This window comes from Microbulbifer okhotskensis (genome assembly GCF_023895975.1).
Taxonomy (GTDB): Bacteria; Pseudomonadota; Gammaproteobacteria; order Pseudomonadales; family Cellvibrionaceae; genus Microbulbifer; species Microbulbifer okhotskensis.
On the sequence record NZ_JALBWM010000041.1, the window covers coordinates 1 to 23,499 of the forward strand.

A 23,499-nucleotide genomic window follows, 5' to 3' on the forward strand; every position below is an offset into this window, starting at 1 on the left:
CGAGCAGTACAGTGACTATGGGGCTATAGCTGTATGAAACTGTCCGAAGTGTTGTTATTGATTAATCACTATAAAAATTGATTGGGATATCTTCTAATTAAATTGAAAGGATTATTCATACAAGCTGGATATGGTTTAGGGTGTCAGAATTATCAACTTTATGGCATTAATCATGCTTATCCACAAGCTTGCAGTTCGGGGAGGACTTTATAGGCTTCTCTCAGAGTTCGCTTGAGACGATGATAGGCAAGACAAGTGAATGAATGCTCGTAATTCCAGACTGGATACAGAGCTATCTGAGAGTGTTTAAGGCGCCTAGTGGGTTATCTGCAATAAAAGACCAGGCACTATCATTTAGTCTTTTTCTTAAGATGAATTAGCCTCGTGGATTCATGCCTCGCTTGCCTCTTTAATTAGTTTTTAATTCAGTGCCTGAGCACGTTGAAATGCTTGTTGCTGTGACCAACGATCAATGTATTTCTGATACTCTTCACGTTTCCCTATAGTGCCAAACTGTAGCCCCAGCCTAATTGTACGCCAATCGATACTTCTGTCGCTGTAAATCTCTTCTCGATAATATAAGGATTGGCATAATAGTAGCGGAAAGGGCTCCAAAACAAATGGGTAGCTACCGTAGCCCTACATCTGCTGTTTATCGTCTTCGAAGTTCAATATATTCACATTTTCGTTTTTATGAAGCTTAGCGAAAAACATCCATCGATAGAAGTTAAGCCGCGCTTCATTTTCTAACGACCCTAAGCTAGGGTGGATAAATGTATCGGCTAGATAGACACAGATTATCATTGCTTCCGGTTTAATCTGATTTTTATTCACCAGGGTCGGAATGTTTCCCATAGAGTTGATAGAGAAATACGACTGTAATTTTATCAGCTCCCAGTATTTGAGAAATCTGATTACTAAGAAACTACCCACTCATCCAGTATCTATCGAACTATTCAACTACGAGATATAGGTTGGTATAAAGAACTACCCGTGCCATGTTGTAGTCCTTTAGAGATAATTTCTGCACAGTGTTAGCATAATAACTTAACTATTTAAGTGATATATACGAAAATCTACACAGCTTATAAAATGATAGAAAATTTACGGGGAGACGTAACGAGGTACTGCTCAAAATGTGCTTATAACCACTCAGCTAATTCTATCGTAATGAACTCAGGGCCTTCAATATAGACTAACTTCCTTTTCTGATACTCTACTATATCACTGCGAGTATGAATCCCATTTTTTCTTAGCTCAATTAAGGTTTCTTCCATATTATCTACAGTAAAACACAAATGATTGTAACCCGGACGAGCTAAGCTAAATATGGATGGGTCTGATATAACTATTGGATTTCTGTAGTGTAATAACTGAATTTCAAATCTGGGATCAGAGTCCTTTAAAACCAAGGTCAAATGGTCGGCTTCCGTCTTGTCGACCTGTAAATAACGGGATATTTTATCTCCTGAAATTACATCGGTAAGCTCAAGCTCGAACCCCAATATTCTGAAGAACTTCAAGCTTTCCTCCACGTTAGTCACTACGACGGTAACGTGATCAGGACACTTCAACATGGGGACTAACCTGTGAAACAATGCTTCTTCTTAGTTTAGCAGTAAAATAACCTAATCCCGCTGCTAACAGGGATGAAGAATCTCTCGTTGTAATATACTAACAAAACTATACTAAAATATCTGGCTAAAAGCTCTTAACAACAACCCTATCCTTTATACTTTTCTCCTAATAGTGGAAATATAATTTGCCTCACCAGTAATTTATTGTTAAATACTAAGGTTAATTTTCCGATATAGAGTGGTCCTGTGGTCACAAATAATCTTAAATATATCGATTTATGTGGGATATTGCGGCTAATTTCCTTTCCAATATTTTTTCTTATCATAGTTGTAAGCAGTTTGGTCCGAGCAGAAACGACTATCTATCAAGGAAATATTTTCCACTTCACCGATGACCCAAGCATCAATTCCAACGCCTACCAATATATTGAAAATGGAGGTTTGGTCATAGAAAAAGGGATCGTTAAAGATATAATTTCAGAATCTGATCTAACCAAATATCAAGATCGGGCAAAAATTATAGACTATTCCGGAAAAATTATTTTTCCTGGCTTTATTGATTTACATATCCACTATCCACAAACTGAAATGATTGCTTCCCACGGCGAGGAACTTTTGGAATGGTTGCGGGAATATACATTTCCCACGGAAAAGAAATTTTCCGATAAAGCCTATGCCAAGGAAGTAGCTAATTTCTTTATAAAACAACTATATAAAAATGGAACGACCTCTGCCTTGGTTTTTGGCACCGTTCATCCAGAATCCGTCAATGCATTATTCGAAGTAGCTGAGCGGGAAAAAATGCGGCTTATCGCCGGAAAAGTATTAATGGATAGAAACGCTCCAGACTATCTTCAAGACTCTGCGGAGAGTGGATACGCTGAAAGTAAAACTCTTATTGAACGATGGCACAATAGAGGCCGCCTTAGCTATGCCATCACTCCCAGGTTTGCTCCCACCAGTACACCTCAGCAACTGGAACTTGCCGCCAAATTATTGAATGAATTTCCCGGCATCTATATGCAGACTCATCTTGCCGAGAACAGAAAAGAGGTTGAGTGGGTTAAACAGTTATTCCCACAAGCCAGAAGCTACTTGGACGTATACTCGCTTTACGGACTCAATCGAGACCGTTCAATTTTTGCACATGCAATTTATGTTGATAATATGGACCTGCAAAGTATAGCTAAAGCCGGTAGCGCAATTGCGTTCTGCCCTAGCTCCAACCTCTTTCTCGGTAGCGGGCTTTTTCCTCTTTATAAAGCTGAAAGCCATGCAGTTGATGTCGGATTTGGTACTGATGTAGGTGCGGGAACCAGTTTTTCTATGTTTCAAACTATGGCCGACGCATATAAGGTTATTCAACTGCAAAAATCGATGGGAGAAAATACTAGAGTTAGGTCACTATCCCCTTTCAAGGCTTTCTACCTGGCTACATTGGGAGCCGCCAAATCACTGAATATTGAAAATAAAATTGGTAACTTTGAAAAGGGTAGAGAAGCAGATTTTATTGTTATTGATCTTGAAGCAACTGACCTATTAAAATTCCGTATGAAGCATGCAAAAAATCTAGAAGAACAACTTTTTGCACTTCAGATATTAGGAGATGATAGATCTATATATCGTACATACATCTCTGGAGAACAGAAATAGCCTAGCGGAATTTTGAAATTGCTGCTCCGATTCTGCGATACTCTTCTTGCACTGTATTCAGTTTATCGACACCGAGGTAATAGTCACCCTTTCCAATAAACGTTTCCCAGACAAAGGGATAAATGGCAATCACTCTGGGGTTATTACGAGCGAAATCATAAGCTTGCCGAGCCCTATTAATCAATTGGACTTCGGAAATACCGCCATACCCCTGATTTGATGTTTTAAATGCTCTCGGAATTAAATAATAATTTATATTTAAATGTTTGGTTTTTGTTATTAATTTTTCAACAATTCTTTTTTGGAAATTTTCCCCTACATAATGATCAACCCCGAGCAAATTATATTTTTGCGGCAGGAACTTTATAAAATTTTTGTTTGTTACTGTATCTTGGGTAAATGTTAATGCTATGTTTGCTTTTGGAAAGTCTTCTTTTAGCAGGCCTGCAATTTCTTCAAGGTATATTTTGAGATCATTATTTCGCATATTTGAACGATGAAATGGTTCATCCATTGGATCAAAAGATAAAATAATATCTTCAAACTGCTTTAGATTTTCTCTGGCTCTTTGCCAACGTTCCAAATAATCTTCTCTTTTTTTATAGGTTGGATGTCCATCAAAAAATATTGGCGCTAATTGTATCCATGCCTTTAATCCATTTTCTCTGGCTGCAGTTAAGATTTCAATTTCGTGATAATAAACATCAACAAAAGTAGCAAAATTTGCGACTTCGGGAATCTCATCAATCGTCCATCCTGAGTGAAAAAAACCAAACTCTGTTAAATGTTCGGGTACGACGTTACCTGGATTTAATAAAGTTGATGAAACTATATTCCCGTGAATTAATAATCTTTTGGGGGTTTTCAATTCAACTGCCGGTGTCGTTTTTTCGTTTTTTTTGTCGTATTCAGCAGCTAATGTACCAGTAGCTACTGAAAATATAATAATGACATTGATTACCTTCGCAACCGTTAGCATCCATTTCATAGCTAATAACTTCTTTAATCCATAAACATACAAATGTCGCTATACAGTATAGCTACCTGATCCTGTACAGCTGGAATTCGAGAATGGTGGAAAGATTCAATCGTGCTGGAGTAATAGTGGAGTAAGTGACACAGGGTTACAAATTGGCTAAGACCGTTATTTCAGCTGAGAACTGCTTATAGGAGAGATAGAAATAAAAAAAGCAGCCGAAGCTGCTTTTTTTACGATACCTGAAAACAGGCCTTACAGAAGTAAGGCCTGCTTACTTAACGACCCGCCGCCTTGCGAATAGCCTGCAAGGTGCGTAAACGCGCTTCAGCTTCGGCCAGCTGGGCTGAGATGCGTGCGTAGTCGACTTCAGACGGCGCCTTGTGCAGGGCGTGCTCCGCTTCTTCGCGGGCCTTCTGCGCGGCGTCTTCATCGATTTCACGTTCGGCCACATCGGCGAGGATAGTCACCATATTGGGCTGTACCTCGGCGTAGCCACCGCTGACGAACAGTACTTCCTCTTCACCACCGGGCTTGATGATGCGCACCGGACCGGGTTTCAGAGCGGTGAGTAATTGTGCGTGACCGTAGGAAAGACCCAACTCACCCTCTAAGCCACTCACTATCACCATCTCTACCAGTCCGGAGAAGAGAGACTGCTCGGCGCTGACAATGTCACAATGTACTGTCATGGCCATATTATGTGCCTCTCTCGATTAGCCGTTGGCTTTGTTGGCTTTTTCCACAGCTTCGTCGATGGTTCCCACCATGTAGAAGGCCTGTTCCGGCATGTGGTCATATTCACCGTTCAGGATGCCCTGGAAGCCACGGATGGTTTCTTTCAGGGAAACATATTTACCCTTTGCACCAGTGAAAATTTCTGCAACATGGAAAGGCTGGGACAGGAAGCGCTCAATCTTACGGGCACGGGCAACGGTCTGTTTATCTTCTTCAGACAGTTCGTCCATACCCAGGATCGCGATGATGTCTTTCAGCTCTTTGTAGCGCTGCAGTACGGACTGTACGCCACGAGCCACTTCATAGTGCTCAGTACCAATTACCTGCGGGTCCAACTGACGGGAGGTGGAGTCCAGCGGGTCAACAGCGGGGTAGATACCCTTAGCAGCGATGTCACGGCTCAGTACTACGGTGGAGTCCAAGTGCGCAAAGGTGGTCGCTGGAGACGGGTCAGTCAAATCATCTGCCGGTACATAGACCGCTTGGATAGAAGTGATAGAACCAGTCTTGGTAGACGTAATACGCTCCTGCAGAACGCCCATCTCCTCTGCCAGGGTCGGCTGATAGCCCACCGCAGAAGGCATACGGCCCAACAGGGCAGATACTTCGGTGCCAGCCAGGGTGTAACGGTAGATGTTATCGACGAACAACAGAACATCTTTACCTTCATCACGGAATTTTTCCGCCATGGTCAGGCCGGTCAGGGCTACACGCAGACGGTTGCCGGGCGGCTCATTCATCTGACCGTAAACCATTGCCACTTTAGAGTTGGCCTTGTTTTCCAGGTCAACAACCCCGGATTCAGCCATCTCGTAATAGAAATCGTTACCTTCACGAGTACGCTCACCAACACCGGCGAACACGGACAAACCAGAGTGCTCAGTTGCGATGTTGTTGATCAATTCCATCATGTTGACAGTTTTACCTACACCGGCACCACCGAACAGACCAACCTTACCACCCTTGGCGAACGGGCAAACCAGGTCGATAACCTTGATGCCGGTTTCCAGCAGTTCAGTTGAGCTGGACTGCTCTTCATAGGTCGGCGCAGCGCGGTGAATAGAGCAGCGCTCTTTCTCACCGATAGGGCCACACTCGTCAATCGGGTTGCCGAGCACGTCCATGATGCGACCTAGAGTCTCCAGGCCAACCGGTACTGCTACCGGGGCACCGGTATTGCGCACGGGCAGGCCGCGGCTGATACCTTCGGATGAACCCATGGCAATAGCGCGTACCACGCCGTCGCCCAACTGCTGCTGCACTTCCATGGTGAGGTTCTTGTCCTCAACCACCAGTGCGTCGTATACATTCGGAACTGAATCGCGTGGAAATTCCACGTCGATGACCGCTCCGATCACTTGCACAATTTGCCCGTTACTCATTTCCGGATCCTCAGCTTTAAATTCTTTCTAGGCCGACCATTATTTGGTAGAAGCAGCGGATTAAACCGCCGCTGCGCCGCCGACAATTTCGGACAGCTCCTGGGTAATGGCCGCCTGGCGCGCCTTGTTGTAGACAAGCTGCAACTGATCGATTAGCTCACCGGCGTTATCGGTGGCGCTCTTCATAGCGATCATGCGCGCTGCCTGTTCGCAGGCTTTGTTTTCTACTACTGCCTGGTATACCTGGGACTCGATATAACGAGCCAGCAATCCATCCAGCAATTCAACCGGATCCGGCTCGTAGAGGTAGTCCCACTCGTGCTTGAGATTCTCATCCTCATCCTTCGGCAGCGGCAGCAATTGCTCAACGCGCGGCTTTTGGGACATGGTGTTGATAAACTCGTTGGATACCAGGAACAGGCGATCGATATCGCCTTCTGCGTAACGGTCCAGCATTACTTTTACTGAGCCAATCAGCTTGTTGGCCTGGGGCGCATCGCCCAAGTCGCGTACTGCTGCGACAACCTTGCTGCCGATGGCATTAAAGAAACTGGCCGCCTTGTTACCTACCGCACAAACCTCGACGTCGGCACCCTTTTTAGACCACGCCTGCATCTCGCGAATAGCTGCCTTGAACGTATTGACGTTCAGGCCACCACAGAGACCGCGATCAGTGGAGACCAGAATATAACCGACCCGCTTGGCCTCGCGCTCTTGCAGGTAAATATGCTGGTACTCGGCCGAAGCGTTGGCGACGTGGCCGATCACTGCGCGTATGCGCTGAGCGTAGGGGCGCCCCAGTGCCATGCGTTCCTGAGCTCTACGCATTTTACTCGCCGCAACCATTTCCATTGCGGCAGTAATTTTCTGCGTGCTAGTGATGCTGGCAATTTTTGTGCGTACTTCTTTTCCGCCTGCCATAGTGATTTACCTTGTTCGCTGGAAGTTAGGTTCCGATAGAGCGGCATTGCCGCTCTATCGCGCTCTCCAGGGAGTTCTTACCAGCTGCTAGTAGCAACGAATTTCTCGATTGCGGCTTTGAAAGCTGCATCGATTTCATCGTTGTAGTTACCAGTGCTGTTCACTTTCTTCATCAGCTCCGGGTGTTCGCTGTTCATATAAGCGAGCAGGGCAGCTTCGAAGTCGAGAACCTTGGCGACTTCTACTTCTTTCAAGTAACCCTTGTCAGCGGCGTAAACGGACACAGCCATATCCGCGATAGACAGCGGAGAATACTGCTTCTGCTTCATCAGCTCGGTTACGCGCTCACCGTGATCCAGCTGGGCCTTAGTGGCTTCGTCCAGGTCGGAGGCAAACTGGGAGAATGCCGCCAATTCGCGGTACTGGGCCAGAGCGGTACGAATACCACCGGACAACTTCTTGATCACCTTGCTCTGCGCTGCACCACCGACACGGGATACCGAGATACCCGGGTTGATGGCAGGGCGGATACCGGAGTTGAACAGATCGGTCTCGAGGAAGATCTGGCCGTCGGTAATGGAAATCACATTAGTCGGTACGAATGCCGAAACATCACCGGCCTGGGTTTCAATGATCGGCAGAGCGGTCAGGGAGCCCGTCTTACCTTTCACCTCACCGTTGGTGAACTTCTCTACGTAGTCGGCGTTGACACGCGCGGCGCGCTCCAGCAGACGGGAGTGCAAGTAGAAAACATCACCGGGGTAAGCTTCACGTCCAGGCGGACGCTTCAACAGTAGGGAGATCTGACGGTAGGCCCAAGCCTGCTTGGTCAGATCATCGTATACGATCAGGGCGTCTTCACCGCGATCGCGGAAGTACTCTCCCATAGTGCAGCCCACGTAAGGAGCCAGGAACTGCATCGCAGCCGGGTCGGCCGCGCCAGCTGCCACAACAATGGTGTGGTCCATGGCACCGTGCTCTTCGAGCTTGCGCACGACGTTGGCAATAGAAGACTGCTTCTGACCAACAGCAACGTAGACACATTTAACACCAGTGCCTTTCTGGTTGATGATGGCATCGATTGCCACCGCAGTCTTACCGATCTGACGGTCGCCGATGATCAGCTCTCGCTGGCCACGACCGATTGGGATCATGGTATCAACCGCTTTCAAACCGGTTTGTACCGGCTGGTCAACGGACTGGCGGGCGATAACGCCGGGCGCTACCTTTTCTACTGCGTCGGTCAGCTTGTTGTTCAGCGGACCTTTGCCGTCGATCGGGTTACCCAATGCGTCTACGACGCGACCGAGCAACTCCGGTCCAACTGGAGTTTCCAGGATTCGGCCGGTGCAACGACATTTCTGGCCTTCAGCCAGAGATTTGTAATCGCCCAGGATTACAGCACCAACGGAGTCACGCTCCAGGTTCAGTGCCATACCGTAAACGCCGCCTTCGAACTCGATCATCTCACCGTACATCACATCGGCCAGGCCGTGGATGCGGATGATGCCGTCGGATACGGAAACAATGGTGCCCTCATTTTGGGCTTCAGTGCTCACATCGAGATTCTCGATGCGGCTCTTGATAATTTCACTGATCTCAGAGGGATTCAGTTGCTGCATGCTCTGTTCCTCAAGTCCCCCGGCGGCTGACGCCGTCGGGGAGAGTAATTTAGGAGTTCATCGCCTCGGCGAGCTTGGCCAGACGGCCGCGTACTGTGCCGTCGATGACTGTATCACCAGCGCGGATGATCGCGCCGCCCAGCAGGCTGTGGTCCACCGAGCTGTGCAGATGTATTTCGCGTTCAAACTTTTTGCTGAGTTTTTCACCCAGTTTTTGCGCCTGCGTATTGCTCAGGGCCTGCGCGGAAACAACTTCCACCTCGAGGGTGGCTTCCGCCCGCGCTTTCAGCGCTTCAAACAGCTCGGAAATTTCCGGCAGCAGCTGCAGACGGTGGTTTTCCGCCAGCAATCGGATGAAGTTTTTTCCGTGCTCGCCGAGTTCGTCTGAACAGATCGACAGAAATTTATCTGCGCGCTCTTCGCTGGTGAGCTGTGGATTATCCAGCAGCTCACGCACTTTTTCGTTCTGGCTGACCGCCGCCGCAGTCTCCAGCGCAGTACTCCAACCTTTCAGATTGGAGGCTTGCTGCGCACAGGTGAATGCGGCTTTTGCGTAGGGCCGGGCCAGTGTGCTGAGTTCCGCCATGGGAGTTCCTCGCTTACAGCTCGGCTGCCAGTTTATCGATCAGGTCGTCGTGCGCCTTAGCGTCGATATTGACCGCAAGAATCTTCTCCGCACCCTGGACAGACAGATCTGCCACCCGGCTGCGCAGTTGCTCTTTAGCGCGATTCACTTCTTGGTCGATCTCAGCTTTAGCTGCAGCCTTCAGGCGATCGCCCTCAGAGTGCGCAGCCTGCTTGGCCTCGTCGATAATCTGGTTGGCGCGTTTGTTGGCACCATCGATAATCTCGTTAGCCTGATCTTTGGCTTCTTTCAACTGCTCGGCAGCTTTGCGTTTGGCCAGTTCCAGATCTTTCTGTGCGTGTTCAGCGTCAGCGAGACCATCTGCGATCTTTTGCTCACGCTCTTTCATCACGCCCAAAAGCGGCGGCCAAACAAACTTCCAGCAAAACCAGACGAAAAACAGAAAAGTAATCGACTGGCCGATTAGAGTCAGGTTGATATTCACACCGACACCTCTTGCTCTTTAATTAGGGGTAAGGGCAATTGGAACGGCGTAATTAAACCAGACCAGGAGCTACGGCGAAAATCAGGTACATGGCAATACCAACACCGATCATGGGAACCGCGTCAAGCAGACCAGCCATCAGGAACATTTTGCCCTGCAGAGCCGGGGCCTGTTCAGGCTGGCGTGCGGAACCTTCCAACAGCTTGCCACCCAGAGTACCGAAACCGATAGCGGTGCCCAGGGCGCCCAAACCGATCAGCAGTGCACTTGCGATGTAAACCAGACCTAATGCTTCCATTGTGTTCTCCAAATCAAAGTTAAAGAGTTGTTGTAAAGGTCGAAAAAAGGATTAAAAACTTATTGGTCGTGCTCGTGCTCATCGTCACGATGGTGTGCCATCGCCATGTACACAGTGCTCAACACCATAAATACGAATGCCTGCAGAATAATGATCAGTACGTGGAAAATGGCCCAGCCCATGTGCAACAAGCCTGCACCGATGAAGCCAAATACACCCACGCCAAAGACAATCGCGATCAGGATAAAGATCATTTCTCCGGCATACAGGTTTCCGAACAGACGCAGTCCGAGTGAGATCGGCTTGGCAACTAGGGAAACCGCTTCAAGCAGGAAGTTCATCGGGATCAGCAGCACATCGAAGAACCACTTGCCGGTATGGAAAGGGTGCAGGGTCAGTTCCTTGAGGAAACCCAGTGCTCCTTTTTCACGGATACTGAAGAAAATCATCAATGCGAACACCGCCAGGGCCATACCCAGGGTGGCATTGGGGTCGGTGGTCGGCACCACTTTAAAGAAGAGGTGGTCATTGCCGGAGATTTTGGCGGCAGCCATCGGCAGCCAGTCCACTGGAACCAGGTCCATCAGGTTCATCAGGAACACCCACACAAAAATTGTGAGGGCCATAGGGGCCACCATGGTATTGCGGTGCGGGAAGGTTTCCTTAACCAGCTTGTCAATAAAGTCCGTCACCAGCTCCACAAAGCTCTGGAAGCCCGTGGGTCTGTCCACGGTCGCTTTTTTGGCAGCGCGGGCAAACAGGAAACAGAAAATCAGACCGAGGCCGATAGACCAACCCAAGGTATCCACGTGCAGGGCCCAAAAGCCCATGTCCGCGGCTTCCTGGGAGGAATGTGCCATAGTCCAAGAGGACTCACTGAGCACGCTGCCATCGGCGCGGGTGTACCCGGCCGGCAATTTGCCGTAAGTCATGTTTTGCAGGTGGTGTTGGATATACCCCGTCGCAGTTTGAGCTTCGCCTGCCATAATTCCTCAACAATCGTAAAAGTAAGAATTCTTTTTTTCTGAACCGGCTATCGGACCATGCGCGCTACTAAAATCCACTGCACGATCACACAGAGGCCGTAGCTGATAAAGAGCGCCGCGGCATTAAGTGGCTTGACGGTGACAAACACCCCTGCAAAACCCGCCATGGTCAGGATAAATTTTCCGGATTCCGCGCGGTAGAAGTTACCTACCACGCGATGGGCCGCGCGCGCGCCGCCATCGCGAAAGGCGCGCCTGCCAAAATATGCTCCGGGCAGTGCACACAGGGCACCGCCAATCAATACAGAAAGCGCCATCACCGGTTTGCCACTCAAGTGCAGTACCGCACTGGTCAGCGATACCAGCAGAAGCTGTACCGCGGCAATTCGTAATACCGGAGGTTTTTTCATAGACGGGATAAGCCGACTTTCTTTGCGCTGTCCGCCCAAAATTTGGGCGTGCGAATTATGGAGCAACCGCATTGCCGATTCAACCGGCAAATGTCGTCAACTTAATTGATTTTCAGGAGGTTTTGCCCGGAATTACTCAGAGCAGTGAGTATTTGCCAACAGATATTGCGCGCGCCGCTGGGACGCGCATCTCGGTGCAGATTCAATCTTCGGCATAACCCAGGTGGGCGAGAATTCCATCCAGCTCTTCCAGTGTGGTGTACTTAAGCACTAGGCGGCCGTTGCCTTTGTCGTTGTGATCAATGGAGACCGGCACGCCCACTTTCTCCGCCAAACGCTCACTGAGACGGCGGATATTGGGGTCCGGCTTGGGTTTTTTTGGCGCCGGTGTGGCCGGTTGCTGCAAACGGCGCACCAGCGCCTCAGTTTGGCGTACTGTGAGGCTGCGTTCTACAACCTGCCGCGCAGCAGAACGCTGCGTTGCGCCAGAGAGCCCAAGCAGCGCCTTGGCGTGTCCCAGCTCCAGGTCACCGCGCTCAAGGAAAGTGCGCACCTCTTCACTGAGACTCAGAAGGCGCAGCAGGTTGGTCACGGCGGTGCGCGATTTACCCACTGCATCGGCCACCTCCTGCTGGGTCAGCTTAAACTCGTCTTGCAGACGTTTTAGCGCCACAGCCTCTTCCACTGAATTCAGGTCTTCACGCTGAATATTCTCAATCAGCGCCATAGCGATGGCAGCTTCATCGGAGACGCTGCGTACCAGCGCCGGCACCGTCTCCAGACCCGCCAATTGAGCGGCGCGCCAACGCCGCTCTCCAGCAATAATTTCGTAGCTTTGCGCGCCAGTAGCACGCACCACGATTGGCTGCATAATGCCCTGCGCACGAATAGAGTCCGCCAGTTCTTGCAGGGATTCCTGTGGAAAATCCCGGCGTGGCTGGTAGCGACCGCGTCGTAAAAACTCGACCGGTAACTCTTTCAACTCACCGTCGACCACAGCAGCTTCCTGCTTGGCATCACCACTGGCCTCAGCGATCGCACTCGTGGCGTTATTGCTGATCAGGTGGGACAAGCCGCGGCCCAGTCCTTTGCGTTTAGTGGCCATAGTCGTTACCCCTTAAACCGCTTCTGCCACAGGGCGGCTTTTCTTGTTGGAAGATTGAGTGGCGGGATGGCGGCGGTTGATTTCGCAAGCCAGGGCCAGGTAGGCAATGGCGCCTTTTGAGTGGCGGTCATACTCCAGTGCAGGCTTGCCAAAACTGGGCGCCTCAGCCAGGCGCACATTGCGTGGGATACAGGTACGGTACAGGCGCTCACCAAAATACTCTTGCAGTTGCGCGGACACATCACTGGTGAGGCTGTTGCGCGGGTCGTACATGGTACGCAGTATGCCTTCGATTTTAAGATTGGGGTTGGCCGCCTGCTGAATCTGGGTGATGGTATCGACCAGCGCGGACAGCCCCTCTAGCGCGTAGTATTCGCACTGCATGGGAATCAGGACACCGTGCGCAGCGCAGAGCGCGTTGACGGTGAGCATATTCAGCGACGGAGGGCAATCGATAATTACATAATCGTATCGGTCGGACACGACGCTCAGCGCGCGGCGCAAGCGAGATTCGCGCCCCTCAAGATTGAGCAACTCCACTTCGGCGGCTGATAAATCGCCGTTGCCGGGGACCAGATCAAAACCACTCTCTGTGGAAACAATGGCGCGCTCCATGGGGAGTTCTGCCGCTAACACATCGTAACCAGACAACTGCAGCTCACTTTTATCCACGCCACTGCCCATGGTGGCGTTGCCCTGGGGGTCCAGGTCGATCAGCAAAACACGCCGTTTGTTGGCAACCAGGGATGCAGCCAGGTTGACGCAGGTGGTGGTCTTGCCAACTCCGCCTTTCTGGTTGGCAACAGCAAATATTTTGCTCAAGATTCTGGTCCTTTGTTGTTTCCGGTGTGATTTCCGGGTGTGCCTCTGCCGCTCGACTGCGGGCGGCAGCTGTTCTGTTGCCTGATGCGGGAACAGTCATGGGCGGGCGCGAAGCCGGCCAAGTCATCATTTTATTCTGAGCGACATAACTGGATCAGGTGTCGCTCGCCGTCGCAGTTGGGTACCGATAGTCGGTGCACTTGCTCGACCTTAATGCCTTTTGGCAGAGCGCTCAACTCATCCTCCGGCAGCTTGCCCTTCATAGCGTAAAAGTGGCCATCTGCCGCCAGCATATGTTCACTGCCATTGATCATATCGACAACCGAGGCGAAAGCCCTGGACACCACGCCAGCAAACGGCTGCGTCGGCACAAAAGACTCCACCCGTTCGTTCACTATCTGTACATTGGGCAGCGGCAAAGTACTGGCCACCTGGAACAGGAAACGGGCTTTCTTGCCATTGCTGTCGAGTAGGGTTATGGCCCGATCTGGGCACATGATGGCCAGCGGAATGCCCGGTAGCCCACCGCCACTGCCCACATCGATCAGTGCTCCCTCACCACAGAGGTTCACGACACTAAGACTGTCGATAATATGGCGCTCCAGCATTTGTGCGGGATCGCGAATAGCCGATAAGTTGTATGCGCTGTTCCAGCGAGCAAAGAGTTCAAGATATTGCAGCAGTTGGTCCTGCTGTTTCTCATTCAACGCCACCGACATTTGCGCAGCAGCCTGCAACAGACGATGGCGAAATTGTTCCACTTGCAGAGAAATAATTGCTCTCCCCAGTATTCCCACGAAACTTAAAAGCCCTTGCAGGGCTTCGCGGGACACCCTGTGGACAATTCAATCAGACCGCTTTTTTGCGAGTGAGTAACCCGCGCTTTTTCAGCTGGATCAACAGCAGGGATACCGAGGCGGGAGTCACTCCCGGAATCCGCGAGGCGCGCGCCAGCGTATCTGGGCGGTTTTCGCCAAGCTTTTGTTTGACTTCATTGGAGAGCCCGGAGATATCGCTATAGTCAAAGTCCACAGGGATTGGCGTGTCCTCGTAGGCTTGTAGTCGCTCAATCTCCTCGCGCTGACGGTCGATATAGCCGGCGTATTTGACTGAGATTTCCACCTGTTCAGCGACCTGCTCATCCAGTACCGGCTCGCCCTTCAGAGCGGCCACATCCCCATACCCCAGTTCCGGACGACGCAACAGGTCCATCAGACTGTACTCGCGCGCCAGTGGCTGCGGGAGCTTAGTCTCCACCGCGGCTGACTGAGTGGTCTTTGGGTGAACCCAGGTCTCCTGCAGGCGCTGTGTTTCCAGGGTGATCGCCTCACGTTTTTCGCTGAACGCGGCCCAGCGCACATCCTCTACCAATCCCAGTTCCCGGCCCTTTTCGGTGAGGCGCAGATCGGCATTGTCCTCCCGCAGTAGAAGGCGGTATTCGGCGCGACTGGTAAACATGCGATAGGGCTCTTTGGTACCACGGGTAATCAGGTCGTCCACCAACACACCCAGGTAGGCCTCATCCCGGCGCGGCGACCAAACCTCACGCTCCTGCGCTTGCAGGGCAGCGTTGGCGCCGGCCAATAGCCCCTGAGCAGCGGCTTCTTCATAACCCGTGGTGCCGTTGATTTGACCGGCAAAGTAGAGCCCCTGGATAAATTTGGTCTGCAGAGAGGGCAATAAATCGCGCGGGTCAAAGAAATCGTATTCGATGGCGTAGCCCGGGCGGGTGATATGTGCCTTTTCAAAACCTTTGATGGAATGTACCAACTCAATCTGCACATCGAAGGGCAGGCTGGTAGAAATACCGTTGGGATAGAGTTCGTTGGTGGTCAGCCCTTCGGGTTCGATAAATACCTGATGACTGTCCTTATCGGCAAAGCGGTGCACCTTATCTTCAATAGATGGGCAGTAGCGAGGGCCAATGCCTTCAATCACGCCGGAATACATGGGCGAGCGGTCAAGCCCGCCGTGGATAATGTCATGGGTGCGGGAATTGGTGTGGGTAATCCAGCAACATACTTGCCGGGGGTGCCGGTCACGACTACCGAGATAGGACATCATCGGGGTGGGGCTATCTCCCCACTGCTCCTCAAGTTCGCTGAAATTCACTGAGCGGGCGTCAATACGCGGTGGTGTACCCGTCTTTAACCGGTCGACGCGAAAGGGCAGTTCGCGCAAGCGATCTGCCAACGCTATGGAGGGCGGATCGCCTGCGCGTCCACCGGCATGATTGTCCAAGCCAATATGAATACGGCCACCAAGGAAAGTACCGGCCGTCAGCACCACTGTCTTGGCACGGAAACGCACCCCCGCGTTGGTGACGACACCAACTACCCGTTCACCCTCAACGATCAGGTCGTCGGCAGCCTGCTGGAAGATCTCCAGGTTTTCCTGCCCTTCAAGTATCGAGCGGATAGCGGCACGATACAGGGCCCTATCGGCCTGGGCGCGAGTTGCGCGTACGGCTGGACCCTTGCGCGCATTGAGTACCCGGAACTGTATCCCTCCCAAATCTGTCGCCCGAGCCATGGCGCCGCCTAGGGCATCAACTTCCTTGACCAGGTGGCTTTTACCAATACCACCGATGGCGGGGTTGCAGGACATTTGTCCGAGAGTCTCAATGTTGTGTGTCAGCAGCAGGGTGGAGGCCCCCATACGTGCAGCTGCCAGAGAGGCTTCGGTTCCGGCATGGCCTCCACCGATCACAATCACGTCATATGTCTTGGGGAAATCCATAATGGTTGCTACTGGTTACAACTTGGGGCGCACATTTTATAGGCAGTCGGTACTCCTCAGCAATTGGCTATGGATATATTCCTGAACGATAGTTTCCAGGAAGTGCTAAAACTTATCTAAGCGTGACCCGTAAGTTTCAGATCTGCTTGGGCAAGTTCATTGAATTATCCAGATTTGCCGGGTTTTATCTTGGCCCTGTTTTACACCTTTTTTCGATTCATTAAAGTTTTCACACAGTTTTAGTTACTTTTATGTAAATGAATAAATGTATTTCTTATAAAGAGTACTTTGTATTAGTTATTATTATTAGGGTGCCCATATTTTTGTATAACGATAAAAACACCAATAAAATCAACAGGTTGGACATCCTGCTAGCTTGCCTATAACCCCTTGGTGTGGGCAGGGAAAACCCCGGTACACCGCTGTGGAAAGTCGGGACAACTTTGCGCGCCTAGGGCTGGCGCAGAAGTTATCATCATAGCATTAGGCATTTTCCCAGGTGTTTATCCCCCTTTTTATTCACACCGAGGAATTTCCCCCAAAGCACTGTGTGTAGCTTCTACCACGAGTTGGGGGTTACTTGTGAGTAAGCGTCGATTTTGTATAAGTCTGTGTATACCTGTACCCAAGACATGTGAATTTTCAGTGGTATAGGTAGGCGCAAAAGTATCCACGGGAAATCCCCGTGGACATGTATAACTTTTTCTCCGCCAACTGTCACTGCTCAGCTGAAATTACACGCTGTCGTTACAACTAACTTTAATAAATAGGGTAAAAACTGGGGATTAATTCTATTTGCAGGGAAAACCGGGGTTAAGCCTGTGTAAAAGGAGTGTGGAATTTGTTGGGAAGCTGATAGAAAAGAATTGGGGGAAGTATCTGAGCCCTCCCCGCTGGTATAACTTTAATTACTCGGTGGTTTTTTCTTACTTGCCGATACAAAAGCTACCGAAAATTTTGCCGAGTAAATCGTCGGCGCTGATGGCTCCTGTGATTTCCCCCAGCGCTTGCTGGGCTTGGCGAAGGTCTTCGGCAAGTAATTCTCCGGCACCATTACTATGCAGTTGCTGCCGTCCCTGCAGGATAAAAGCTTCAGCACGGTTGAGTGCCTCCAGATGGCGACGGCGAGCGCTGAAGTTACCCTCCGCCGCACCGCTGAAGCCAATACTCTGTTTTAAATGTTGCTTTAATGCATCCAGGCCCGCACCAGTCTTGGCACTAATGGCGATGACTGGCACGCCCTCAGTGTGGGCCTGCAGGCCGGCGCTGTAATTGGTGAGGTCGATTTTATTCAGTACCAGGGTAAGTTTATTTGGGTCAACTAGCTGGCTGGTGAACTCGGGCCAGGCTTTAGTGGGATCCAGAGTGTGTAATTGCTCAGCGTCCATGACCAAAAGTATTCGGTCGGCCTGATGAATTTCAGTCCAGGCCCGCTCTATGCCTATTTGTTCAACTTTATCCGGAGCATCTCGCAACCCGGCGGTATCGGCAAATTGCAGAGGCATTCCATCGATGTGGATGTGTTCGCGTAAAATATCCCGAGTGGTACCCGCAATGTCAGTAACGATCGCTGCGTCGTGCCCGGCGAGAGCGTTGAGCAGACTGGATTTACCGGCGTTGGGTCGCCCGGCAATGGCCACACGCATACCCTCACGCATAATGGCACCTTGGCGAGCCTGGGTTTCTACGCCGCTCAGCTGTGACAGCAGTAGTTCGATATCAGTTTCGACCTTACCGTCGGCGAGGAAGTCGATCTCTTCCTCGGGAAAATCGATTGCGGCTTCCACATAAATACGCAGATGAGTGAGGCTCTCGACGAGGTCTTCGACTTTGTCGGAGAAAGCTCCCTGTAGTGAGCGCATGGCATTGCGAGCTGCCTGGGCACTGCCGGCATCAATGAGGTCTGCGATGGCCTCGGCCTGGGTCAGGTCCATCTTGTCATTGAGGAATGCGCGCTCTGAAAATTCCCCGGGACGGGCTTGGCGGGCCCCTTGTTCAATAACCGCGTGTAATAGCTGGTCGAGAATCACCGGGCCGCCATGGCCTTGCAGTTCCACCACATCCTCACCGGTAAAAGAATTAGGTCCGGGGAAGTAGACAGCGAGACCCTGGTCGATCAATTGCTCGCTATGGGAAAAATTGCGGTAGTGGGCGTAGCGGGGTTTGAGAGGCTGTTCCCCACAGATTTGCTGGGCAATAGGCAGGGCGTTGGCGCCCGATAGGCGTATTACTCCGATGCCACCACGCCCGGGCGCGGTGGCGACGGCGGCAATGGTATCGCGGTTGAGGCTTTGCTGTGTCATCGGCTGAGTTTACTCGACGGAACGGAAAAGGGCCGCTTTTGCGGCCCTTGATAAATGTGCTTACTGTTGATTAATCAGTATTTTCCGGCATCCACCTGCTTGTTGATATACCAAGTCTGGGTAATGGTAATCAGGTTGTTGGCAATCCAGTAAAGGACCAGACCGGCCGGGAACCACAGGAAGAAGATGGTCATCATTACCGGCATCAACTGCATGATGCGCGCTTGGGTTGGATCGGTCGGAGCCGGATTCAACCTTTGCATAAACCACATGGATGCGCCCATCAGCACCGGCAGTATAAAGAATGGGTCTTTCGCCGACAGGTCGTGAATCCAGAAAATCCAGGGCGCATGGCGCAGTTCCACGGTCTCGGTCAGCATCCAATAGAGCGCGATAAACACGGGCATCTGTAGCAGGATTGGCAGGCAACCCCCCATGGGGTTGATCTTCTCGCGGCGGTAGAGCTTCATGGTCTCTTCTGCCAGCTTTTGTCGGTTGCCTTTGTATTGCTCCTGTAGTTTCTTCATCTGCGGCGCGAATTTACGCATGCGCGCCATGGATTTGGTACCCGCGGCGGACAGCGGCAGCAACAGTGTCTTGATAAACACAGTGAGCAGGATAATTGCCCAGCCCCAGTTGCTGACAATGTGCTCTTGAATAAAGTGCAACACACGGAACAATGGTTTGGCGATCCACCAAAGCCAGCCATAATCCACGGTCAGATCCAGGTAGGGGGAGATCTCTTCCAGGCGATAGACGTCTTTAGGACCCGCATAGAAAGATGCGCTGAGTTCTCCTTGGGTAGCAGCGGGGATCTGTTTGAGTGGGGTGGTAAAACTCATACCAAACAGCCCATTGGACAGTTCTTTTAACTCAAAAGTGTTGCGCTCTTCCTGCGGCGGAACCCAGGCACTGATGAAATAGTGCTGCACCATGGCAACCCAGCCGCCTTTTACTTTTTCGTCGGTGGGTTTTTCGGCAATCTCTTCAAAATCCTGTTTGAAGTAATTTTCCTCATTGGTATGCAGGGCTGCACCGAGGAAAGGCGACATGCCAAATCCGGTATCGGTTACCGGTTCGCTAGTATCGCGTTTGATCTGGCCGTACATCGCTGCTGACCAAGGCTTATCGCTGGTGTTATCGACCAGGTAAGCCACCTGGATCAGGTAGTCACCGCGATTGAAGGTAAAGCGCTTGGTAATATTGGCGCCATCCTGTTGCAGGGTCAGGTCGACGACGAGCGTGTCCTCGCCCTCGACCATAGCGTACTCGGTTTTTTCTACCTTGAAAGTCGGGCGATTGGTACTACTGAGATCAGTACCGTTTTTTCCTATCAGGCCGCTTGGGGCAATATAGGTATGGTTGCGCGTTTGGTTTAACAGGATGAGCGGTTGATCCGGGGTATCCAGTTTTTCTTGATACTCGCGTAGGGCCACTTTGACAATATCGCCACCGAAGGGGTTGATCAACAGATCGAAAACATCGGTGGTTACACTGATCAGCTTGCCTTCAGAGCCCGAACTTTCAACAGAAGCGGGAGATTGCGACTGTAGCTGAGGTATATCCCCGTTATTGTCGGTCGCTTGCACAGGAATTTGGTTGATGGTTTCGCCGCTAGTCTGCACGACGGTTTCGCGGTCCAACTCGGGAGTGCGCTGCTCTTGAAAAGCATTCCACTGGAAAATAAGTGCCAGAAGAACTGCGATGATTCCGCCAGCCAGCGTATAGCGTTGCCAATCCATCTTAATACCTAGAGAGTGTTTTTGTGTCTGGCGGGAGGGACCGGGTCCAATCCACCAGGGTGCCAGGGGTGGCATTTTATAAGGCGGCGCGCCGTTAAATAACCCCCTTTTATCACTCCGTAGGTCTCAATGGCCTCTTCGGAGTACCGCGAACAAGTAGGGTAAAAGCGACATTGGTTGCCTACCCAGGGACTGGCCAGGTAGCGGTATGCATGTATCAGCTTGATCAGCAGCCACTTCATGGCTTTCGCTGTGGCTGTTGCGCACGCTTGGCCAGCTTGCGCCAAAGTTTGTTGAGCAGCTTCGCCAGAGCGGCCTTATCCAGATCTGCGATCCCTGGACGGGCGAGTACCACGGCATCCATCGGCGGCAATTCGTGTTGCTGCAGGCGGAAGGTTTCCCGAGTAATACGCTTGATGAGATTGCGGTCGGCGGCGTTGCGCACGTGCTTCTTGGCAATAACCAGGCCAAGACGCGGGTGCTCCAGCTCATTGGGGAGGGCGAGAATCAATAGATGAGGGTGTGCAGCGCGCACCAGGTTTTCATTGAATACCTGGCGATACTGCGCCGCATTGAGCAGGCGCAGCGTCTTGGCAAACCCGAAGCTGCTGCGCACCTGCTGCATAAAAAGATATCTCTAAAGGGGGAGAGATCTTATGCAGACAGTACTTTGCGGCCTTTAGCGCGACGACGGGCCAGGATCTTACGGCCGTTTTTGGTTGCCATGCGAGCGCGAAAACCGTGGGTGCGCTTGCGCTTCAAGTTGCTTGGTTGAAATGTGCGTTTCATAGTCGTGCTACCTGAGACTTCGTGTTCAAAATTTCTCGGGACCTTTCCCGGCTGCGGCCTGGACTCCGGTCCGGCACAAAGCCGGTGCAGACGGAGCTACGCGCTCGAAGGCGGCGAATTGTATAGAAAGCCAACAGCGAAAGCAACGCGTCGAATAGGAAAATTAATACTTGGTTATGGGAGCCTCTGAATAATTCCGTAATGTGTCTGCGAGCCTTGAAGGCTTCAGGTGTTAGGCGCAGTTGCCCCGAATGATCTTTAGCCCTTTGCAAAGAGCTGCAACGCAGCATATGCGGCCTTCAATACTCGCCCAATGGGGTTTCAGAGTGTTTCAGACTCTGCGTTCCTGCAAAACCACGCCTCAATTGTGAGCCGTTCTGAGAGTCGGAGGTATTACGGGGTTATTCTGAGGCTCCTATGTATAGAAGGCTCTTGGTTTTTCGTGTCAGCGCATCAAGTCCTTGAGGCATCAGGGGTATCTCTGGATGCCCACTGATTGACCCCAAGATATCCACAAGTTGCTGTGGATAATATTTCAGCGCATACCCCTGTAATTGTTTATTTGTTGTGCAAATACTTGATTGTGTGGATCTTTTCACGCAGTTTTTTCAACAGCAGCCGCCTTTCTTGTGGATAACCTGCCGGTGGAAAGGTATACTGCGCCGATCTTATTTTGACGGCTTCGGGTGTTTCCTGCCTGGTCTTGCCGTTTTCTCCTTGGTCATACCATTTTGGGGTTTTTGGGGGGTTTCTTGACTGAATCCGTATGGAAGCAGTGCGCGAGCTGTTTACAGGATGAGCTGCCTTCACAGCAGTTCAATACCTGGATCAGGCCGTTGCGCGTCAATCCCGCGAGTGCTGAGGGCGAGCTGCGCCTGATCGCACCGAACCGCTTTGTGTTGGAATGGGTTGGCGATAAATTCCTGAATCGTATTCGTGAGCTGGTGCACCAGTTTGCGCAGGGCCAACCGTTGCAGGTTGCGCTCGAGATAATTGCGCGTAGACCGACGCGCTTCCAGCGTAGCCACGTAATGAATGAGGCGCCGCCGACACCTGTGCCGACACCGGTACCGATGCAAGCTGTACCCATGGCACCTCCGGTTTCCCCGCCAGTGCCGTCAACGTCGTCAATCGGTTTTGGCTTTGGTTCAACAAGGACGGTGCCGCACCCCGCGGTGGCCGAAGAGGTGACCGCGGGTCAGATGACCACCGGCGAACTGGCGCTGACCGATCGGCGCTCGCCGGCCATGAATGGAATGTCTCGTTCTGTGCCCGAACAACCTGCCAGGCAGGTTGAAGTGGAGGGGGCGATAAAGCACGGCAGCTCCCTAAACCGAAATTTTACCTTCAAGTCATTTGTTGAAGGTAAGTCCAACCAGTTGGGCCTTGCGGCTGCACAGCAGATATCGGACAACCCCGGCGGAGCCTATAACCCACTCTTTATATATGGTGGTGTTGGCCTGGGTAAAACTCACTTGATGCACGCTGTCGGCAATGCGCTGTTAGTGCGCAACCCCAATGCAAAAGTCGTCTATTTGCACTCAGAGCGTTTTGTTGCCGATATGGTCAAAGCGCTGCAGCTCAATGCGATTAGCGATTTTAAGCGCTACTATCGCTCTGTGGATGCCCTGCTAATAGACGATATCCAGTTCTTTGCCGGTAAGGAGCGCTCGCAAGAGGAGTTTTTCCATACCTTTAATGCCCTGCTCGAAGGAGGGCAGCAGATAATCCTGACCTGTGATCGCTATCCGAAAGAGATCGATGGTCTTGAGGAGAGACTTAAGTCTCGCTTTGGTTGGGGGCTTACGGTGGCGGTTGAGCCGCCAGAGCTGGAGACCCGCGTTGCTATTTTGATGAAGAAGGCGGAGCAGGTCGGTGTCGAACTGCCCCACGACTCTGCCTTCTTTATCGCCCAGCGTATCCGCTCCAATGTGCGAGAGCTGGAAGGTGCACTTCGCCGTGTGATTGCGAATGCCCAGTTTACCGGTCGTGCGATAGACGATGTACTCGTGCGCGAGGCGTTAAAAGACCTGTTGGCGCTACAGGATCGATTGGTGAGCGTAGATAATATTCAGCGAGTTGTCGCTGAATACTACAAGATCAAGGTGTCGGACCTGCTGTCCAAGCGGCGCAGTCGCTCTGTAGCTCGCCCGCGCCAAGTCGCTATGTCCCTGGCCAAAGAGCTGACCAATCACAGCTTGCCGGAGATCGGCGATGCCTTCGGTGGTCGCGACCACACAACAGTGCTTCACGCTTGCCGTAAAATTCGCGAGCTGCAGGAGTCCGATGCGGATATCTGCGAGGATGTGAAGTTGCTGACACGGTCGTTGACCACTTAATCGAATAACTGACAAAACAAGGCGAAA

General features: G+C 51.2%; 22 protein-coding genes. 2 read left to right on the plus strand and 20 right to left on the minus strand.

The genetic code is table 11. The features are described 5' to 3' along the window. Positions 1-1,142: 1,142 nt before the first annotated feature. Positions 1,143-1,577, minus strand: coding sequence for a VOC family protein (locus tag MO867_RS11020; RefSeq protein ID WP_256473948.1), 435 nt, complete (start codon positions 1,575-1,577; stop codon positions 1,143-1,145). Positions 1,578-1,823: 246 nt separating this feature from the next. Between MO867_RS11020 and guaD the strand changes: the two genes are divergently transcribed. Next, positions 1,824-3,230 (plus strand): guanine deaminase, encoded by a 1,407-nt coding sequence (gene guaD, locus MO867_RS11025; protein ID WP_252466564.1) that lies wholly within the window; start codon positions 1,824-1,826, stop codon positions 3,228-3,230. A 1-nt stretch (position 3,231) separates the two neighbouring features. On the opposite strand, the gene MO867_RS11030 is transcribed toward guaD, so the two are convergent. The 19 genes from MO867_RS11030 to rpmH form a co-directional block, all read right to left on the minus strand. Beyond that, entirely contained in the window at positions 3,232-4,218 is a 987-nt protein-coding gene (locus tag MO867_RS11030; protein WP_252466566.1) for a hypothetical protein, read from the minus strand. Between the two features lie 266 nt (positions 4,219-4,484). Next, the gene (locus tag MO867_RS11035; protein WP_252466568.1) at positions 4,485-4,904 is read right to left on the minus strand and encodes a F0F1 ATP synthase subunit epsilon; all 420 of its coding nucleotides are present in this window, start codon (positions 4,902-4,904) and stop codon (positions 4,485-4,487) included. Between the two features lie 18 nt (positions 4,905-4,922). Next, entirely contained in the window at positions 4,923-6,326 is a 1,404-nt protein-coding gene (atpD, locus tag MO867_RS11040; RefSeq protein ID WP_252466571.1) for a F0F1 ATP synthase subunit beta, read from the minus strand. A 60-nt stretch (positions 6,327-6,386) separates the two neighbouring features. Then, the gene (gene atpG, locus MO867_RS11045) at positions 6,387-7,247 is read right to left on the minus strand and encodes a F0F1 ATP synthase subunit gamma (protein WP_252466573.1); all 861 of its coding nucleotides are present in this window, start codon (positions 7,245-7,247) and stop codon (positions 6,387-6,389) included. Between the two features lie 77 nt (positions 7,248-7,324). Next, complete coding sequence (gene atpA, locus MO867_RS11050) at positions 7,325-8,869, minus strand: F0F1 ATP synthase subunit alpha (RefSeq protein ID WP_252466575.1); 1,545 nt, start codon at positions 8,867-8,869, stop codon at positions 7,325-7,327. Between the two features lie 49 nt (positions 8,870-8,918). Further along, complete coding sequence (locus tag MO867_RS11055) at positions 8,919-9,455, minus strand: F0F1 ATP synthase subunit delta (RefSeq protein ID WP_252466577.1); 537 nt, start codon at positions 9,453-9,455, stop codon at positions 8,919-8,921. 13 nt (positions 9,456-9,468) lie between these two features. Further along, positions 9,469-9,939 carry a F0F1 ATP synthase subunit B gene (locus MO867_RS11060; RefSeq protein WP_252466580.1) on the minus strand — a complete coding sequence of 157 codons (471 nt, stop codon included), beginning with the start codon at positions 9,937-9,939 and terminating at the stop codon, positions 9,469-9,471. A 52-nt stretch (positions 9,940-9,991) separates the two neighbouring features. Further along, positions 9,992-10,237 carry a F0F1 ATP synthase subunit C gene (gene atpE / locus MO867_RS11065; protein WP_020413895.1) on the minus strand — a complete coding sequence of 82 codons (246 nt, stop codon included), beginning with the start codon at positions 10,235-10,237 and terminating at the stop codon, positions 9,992-9,994. A gap of 59 nt (positions 10,238-10,296) precedes the next feature. Further along, positions 10,297-11,223 carry a F0F1 ATP synthase subunit A gene (gene atpB / locus MO867_RS11070; RefSeq protein WP_252466582.1) on the minus strand — a complete coding sequence of 309 codons (927 nt, stop codon included), beginning with the start codon at positions 11,221-11,223 and terminating at the stop codon, positions 10,297-10,299. A gap of 47 nt (positions 11,224-11,270) precedes the next feature. After that, the gene (locus tag MO867_RS11075; RefSeq protein WP_252466585.1) at positions 11,271-11,633 is read right to left on the minus strand and encodes an ATP synthase subunit I; all 363 of its coding nucleotides are present in this window, start codon (positions 11,631-11,633) and stop codon (positions 11,271-11,273) included. Positions 11,634-11,835: 202 nt separating this feature from the next. Beyond that, positions 11,836-12,738 carry a ParB/RepB/Spo0J family partition protein gene (locus MO867_RS11080; protein WP_252466587.1) on the minus strand — a complete coding sequence of 301 codons (903 nt, stop codon included), beginning with the start codon at positions 12,736-12,738 and terminating at the stop codon, positions 11,836-11,838. A gap of 12 nt (positions 12,739-12,750) precedes the next feature. Beyond that, positions 12,751-13,560, minus strand: a complete 810-nt coding sequence (locus tag MO867_RS11085; RefSeq protein WP_252466590.1) for a ParA family protein — start codon at positions 13,558-13,560, stop codon at positions 12,751-12,753. Between the two features lie 131 nt (positions 13,561-13,691). Further along, positions 13,692-14,321, minus strand: a complete 630-nt coding sequence (rsmG, locus tag MO867_RS11090) for a 16S rRNA (guanine(527)-N(7))-methyltransferase RsmG (protein WP_373565882.1) — start codon at positions 14,319-14,321, stop codon at positions 13,692-13,694. Positions 14,322-14,409: 88 nt separating this feature from the next. Continuing rightward, positions 14,410-16,299, minus strand: coding sequence for a tRNA uridine-5-carboxymethylaminomethyl(34) synthesis enzyme MnmG (mnmG, locus tag MO867_RS11095; RefSeq protein WP_252466598.1), 1,890 nt, complete (start codon positions 16,297-16,299; stop codon positions 14,410-14,412). 926 nt (positions 16,300-17,225) lie between these two features. Further along, a complete protein-coding gene (mnmE, locus tag MO867_RS11100) occupies positions 17,226-18,602 on the minus strand; it encodes a tRNA uridine-5-carboxymethylaminomethyl(34) synthesis GTPase MnmE (protein WP_252466599.1) in 1,377 nt (458 codons plus the stop codon). A 74-nt stretch (positions 18,603-18,676) separates the two neighbouring features. Then, positions 18,677-20,344 carry a membrane protein insertase YidC gene (gene yidC / locus MO867_RS11105; protein ID WP_252466610.1) on the minus strand — a complete coding sequence of 556 codons (1,668 nt, stop codon included), beginning with the start codon at positions 20,342-20,344 and terminating at the stop codon, positions 18,677-18,679. Positions 20,345-20,352: 8 nt separating this feature from the next. Continuing rightward, positions 20,353-20,586 (minus strand): membrane protein insertion efficiency factor YidD, encoded by a 234-nt coding sequence (gene yidD / locus MO867_RS11110; protein WP_252466613.1) that lies wholly within the window; start codon positions 20,584-20,586, stop codon positions 20,353-20,355. Then, entirely contained in the window at positions 20,583-20,969 is a 387-nt protein-coding gene (gene rnpA, locus MO867_RS11115) for a ribonuclease P protein component (protein ID WP_252466616.1), read from the minus strand. Before rnpA ends, yidD begins: the two co-directional genes overlap by 4 nt. Before the next feature lie 29 nt (positions 20,970-20,998). Next, positions 20,999-21,133 (minus strand): 50S ribosomal protein L34, encoded by a 135-nt coding sequence (rpmH, locus tag MO867_RS11120; RefSeq protein WP_020413885.1) that lies wholly within the window; start codon positions 21,131-21,133, stop codon positions 20,999-21,001. A gap of 752 nt (positions 21,134-21,885) precedes the next feature. On the opposite strand from rpmH, the gene dnaA reads away from it, so the two are divergent. Further along, entirely contained in the window at positions 21,886-23,472 is a 1,587-nt protein-coding gene (gene dnaA / locus MO867_RS11125; RefSeq protein WP_252466618.1) for a chromosomal replication initiator protein DnaA, read from the plus strand. Positions 23,473-23,499 lie beyond the last annotated feature (27 nt).

Coding starts and splice junctions, on each gene's coding strand:
- MO867_RS11020 (WP_256473948.1), bottom strand. CDS start 1,577: ATGTTGAAGTGTCCTGATCACGTTACCGTCGTAGTGACTAACGTGGAG.
- MO867_RS11030 (WP_252466566.1), bottom strand. CDS start 4,218: ATGAAATGGATGCTAACGGTTGCGAAGGTAATCAATGTCATTATTATA.
- MO867_RS11035 (WP_252466568.1), bottom strand. CDS start 4,904: ATGGCCATGACAGTACATTGTGACATTGTCAGCGCCGAGCAGTCTCTC.
- atpD (WP_252466571.1), bottom strand. CDS start 6,326: ATGAGTAACGGGCAAATTGTGCAAGTGATCGGAGCGGTCATCGACGTG.
- atpG (WP_252466573.1), bottom strand. CDS start 7,247: ATGGCAGGCGGAAAAGAAGTACGCACAAAAATTGCCAGCATCACTAGC.
- atpA (WP_252466575.1), bottom strand. CDS start 8,869: ATGCAGCAACTGAATCCCTCTGAGATCAGTGAAATTATCAAGAGCCGC.
- MO867_RS11055 (WP_252466577.1), bottom strand. CDS start 9,455: ATGGCGGAACTCAGCACACTGGCCCGGCCCTACGCAAAAGCCGCATTC.
- atpE (WP_020413895.1), bottom strand. CDS start 10,237: ATGGAAGCATTAGGTCTGGTTTACATCGCAAGTGCACTGCTGATCGGT.
- atpB (WP_252466582.1), bottom strand. CDS start 11,223: ATGGCAGGCGAAGCTCAAACTGCGACGGGGTATATCCAACACCACCTG.
- MO867_RS11075 (WP_252466585.1), bottom strand. CDS start 11,633: ATGAAAAAACCTCCGGTATTACGAATTGCCGCGGTACAGCTTCTGCTG.
- MO867_RS11080 (WP_252466587.1), bottom strand. CDS start 12,738: ATGGCCACTAAACGCAAAGGACTGGGCCGCGGCTTGTCCCACCTGATC.
- mnmG (WP_252466598.1), bottom strand. CDS start 16,299: ATGGATTTCCCCAAGACATATGACGTGATTGTGATCGGTGGAGGCCAT.
- mnmE (WP_252466599.1), bottom strand. CDS start 18,602: ATGACACAGCAAAGCCTCAACCGCGATACCATTGCCGCCGTCGCCACC.
- yidC (WP_252466610.1), bottom strand. CDS start 20,344: ATGGATTGGCAACGCTATACGCTGGCTGGCGGAATCATCGCAGTTCTT.
- yidD (WP_252466613.1), bottom strand. CDS start 20,586: ATGAAGTGGCTGCTGATCAAGCTGATACATGCATACCGCTACCTGGCC.
- rnpA (WP_252466616.1), bottom strand. CDS start 20,969: ATGCAGCAGGTGCGCAGCAGCTTCGGGTTTGCCAAGACGCTGCGCCTG.
- rpmH (WP_020413885.1), bottom strand. CDS start 21,133: ATGAAACGCACATTTCAACCAAGCAACTTGAAGCGCAAGCGCACCCAC.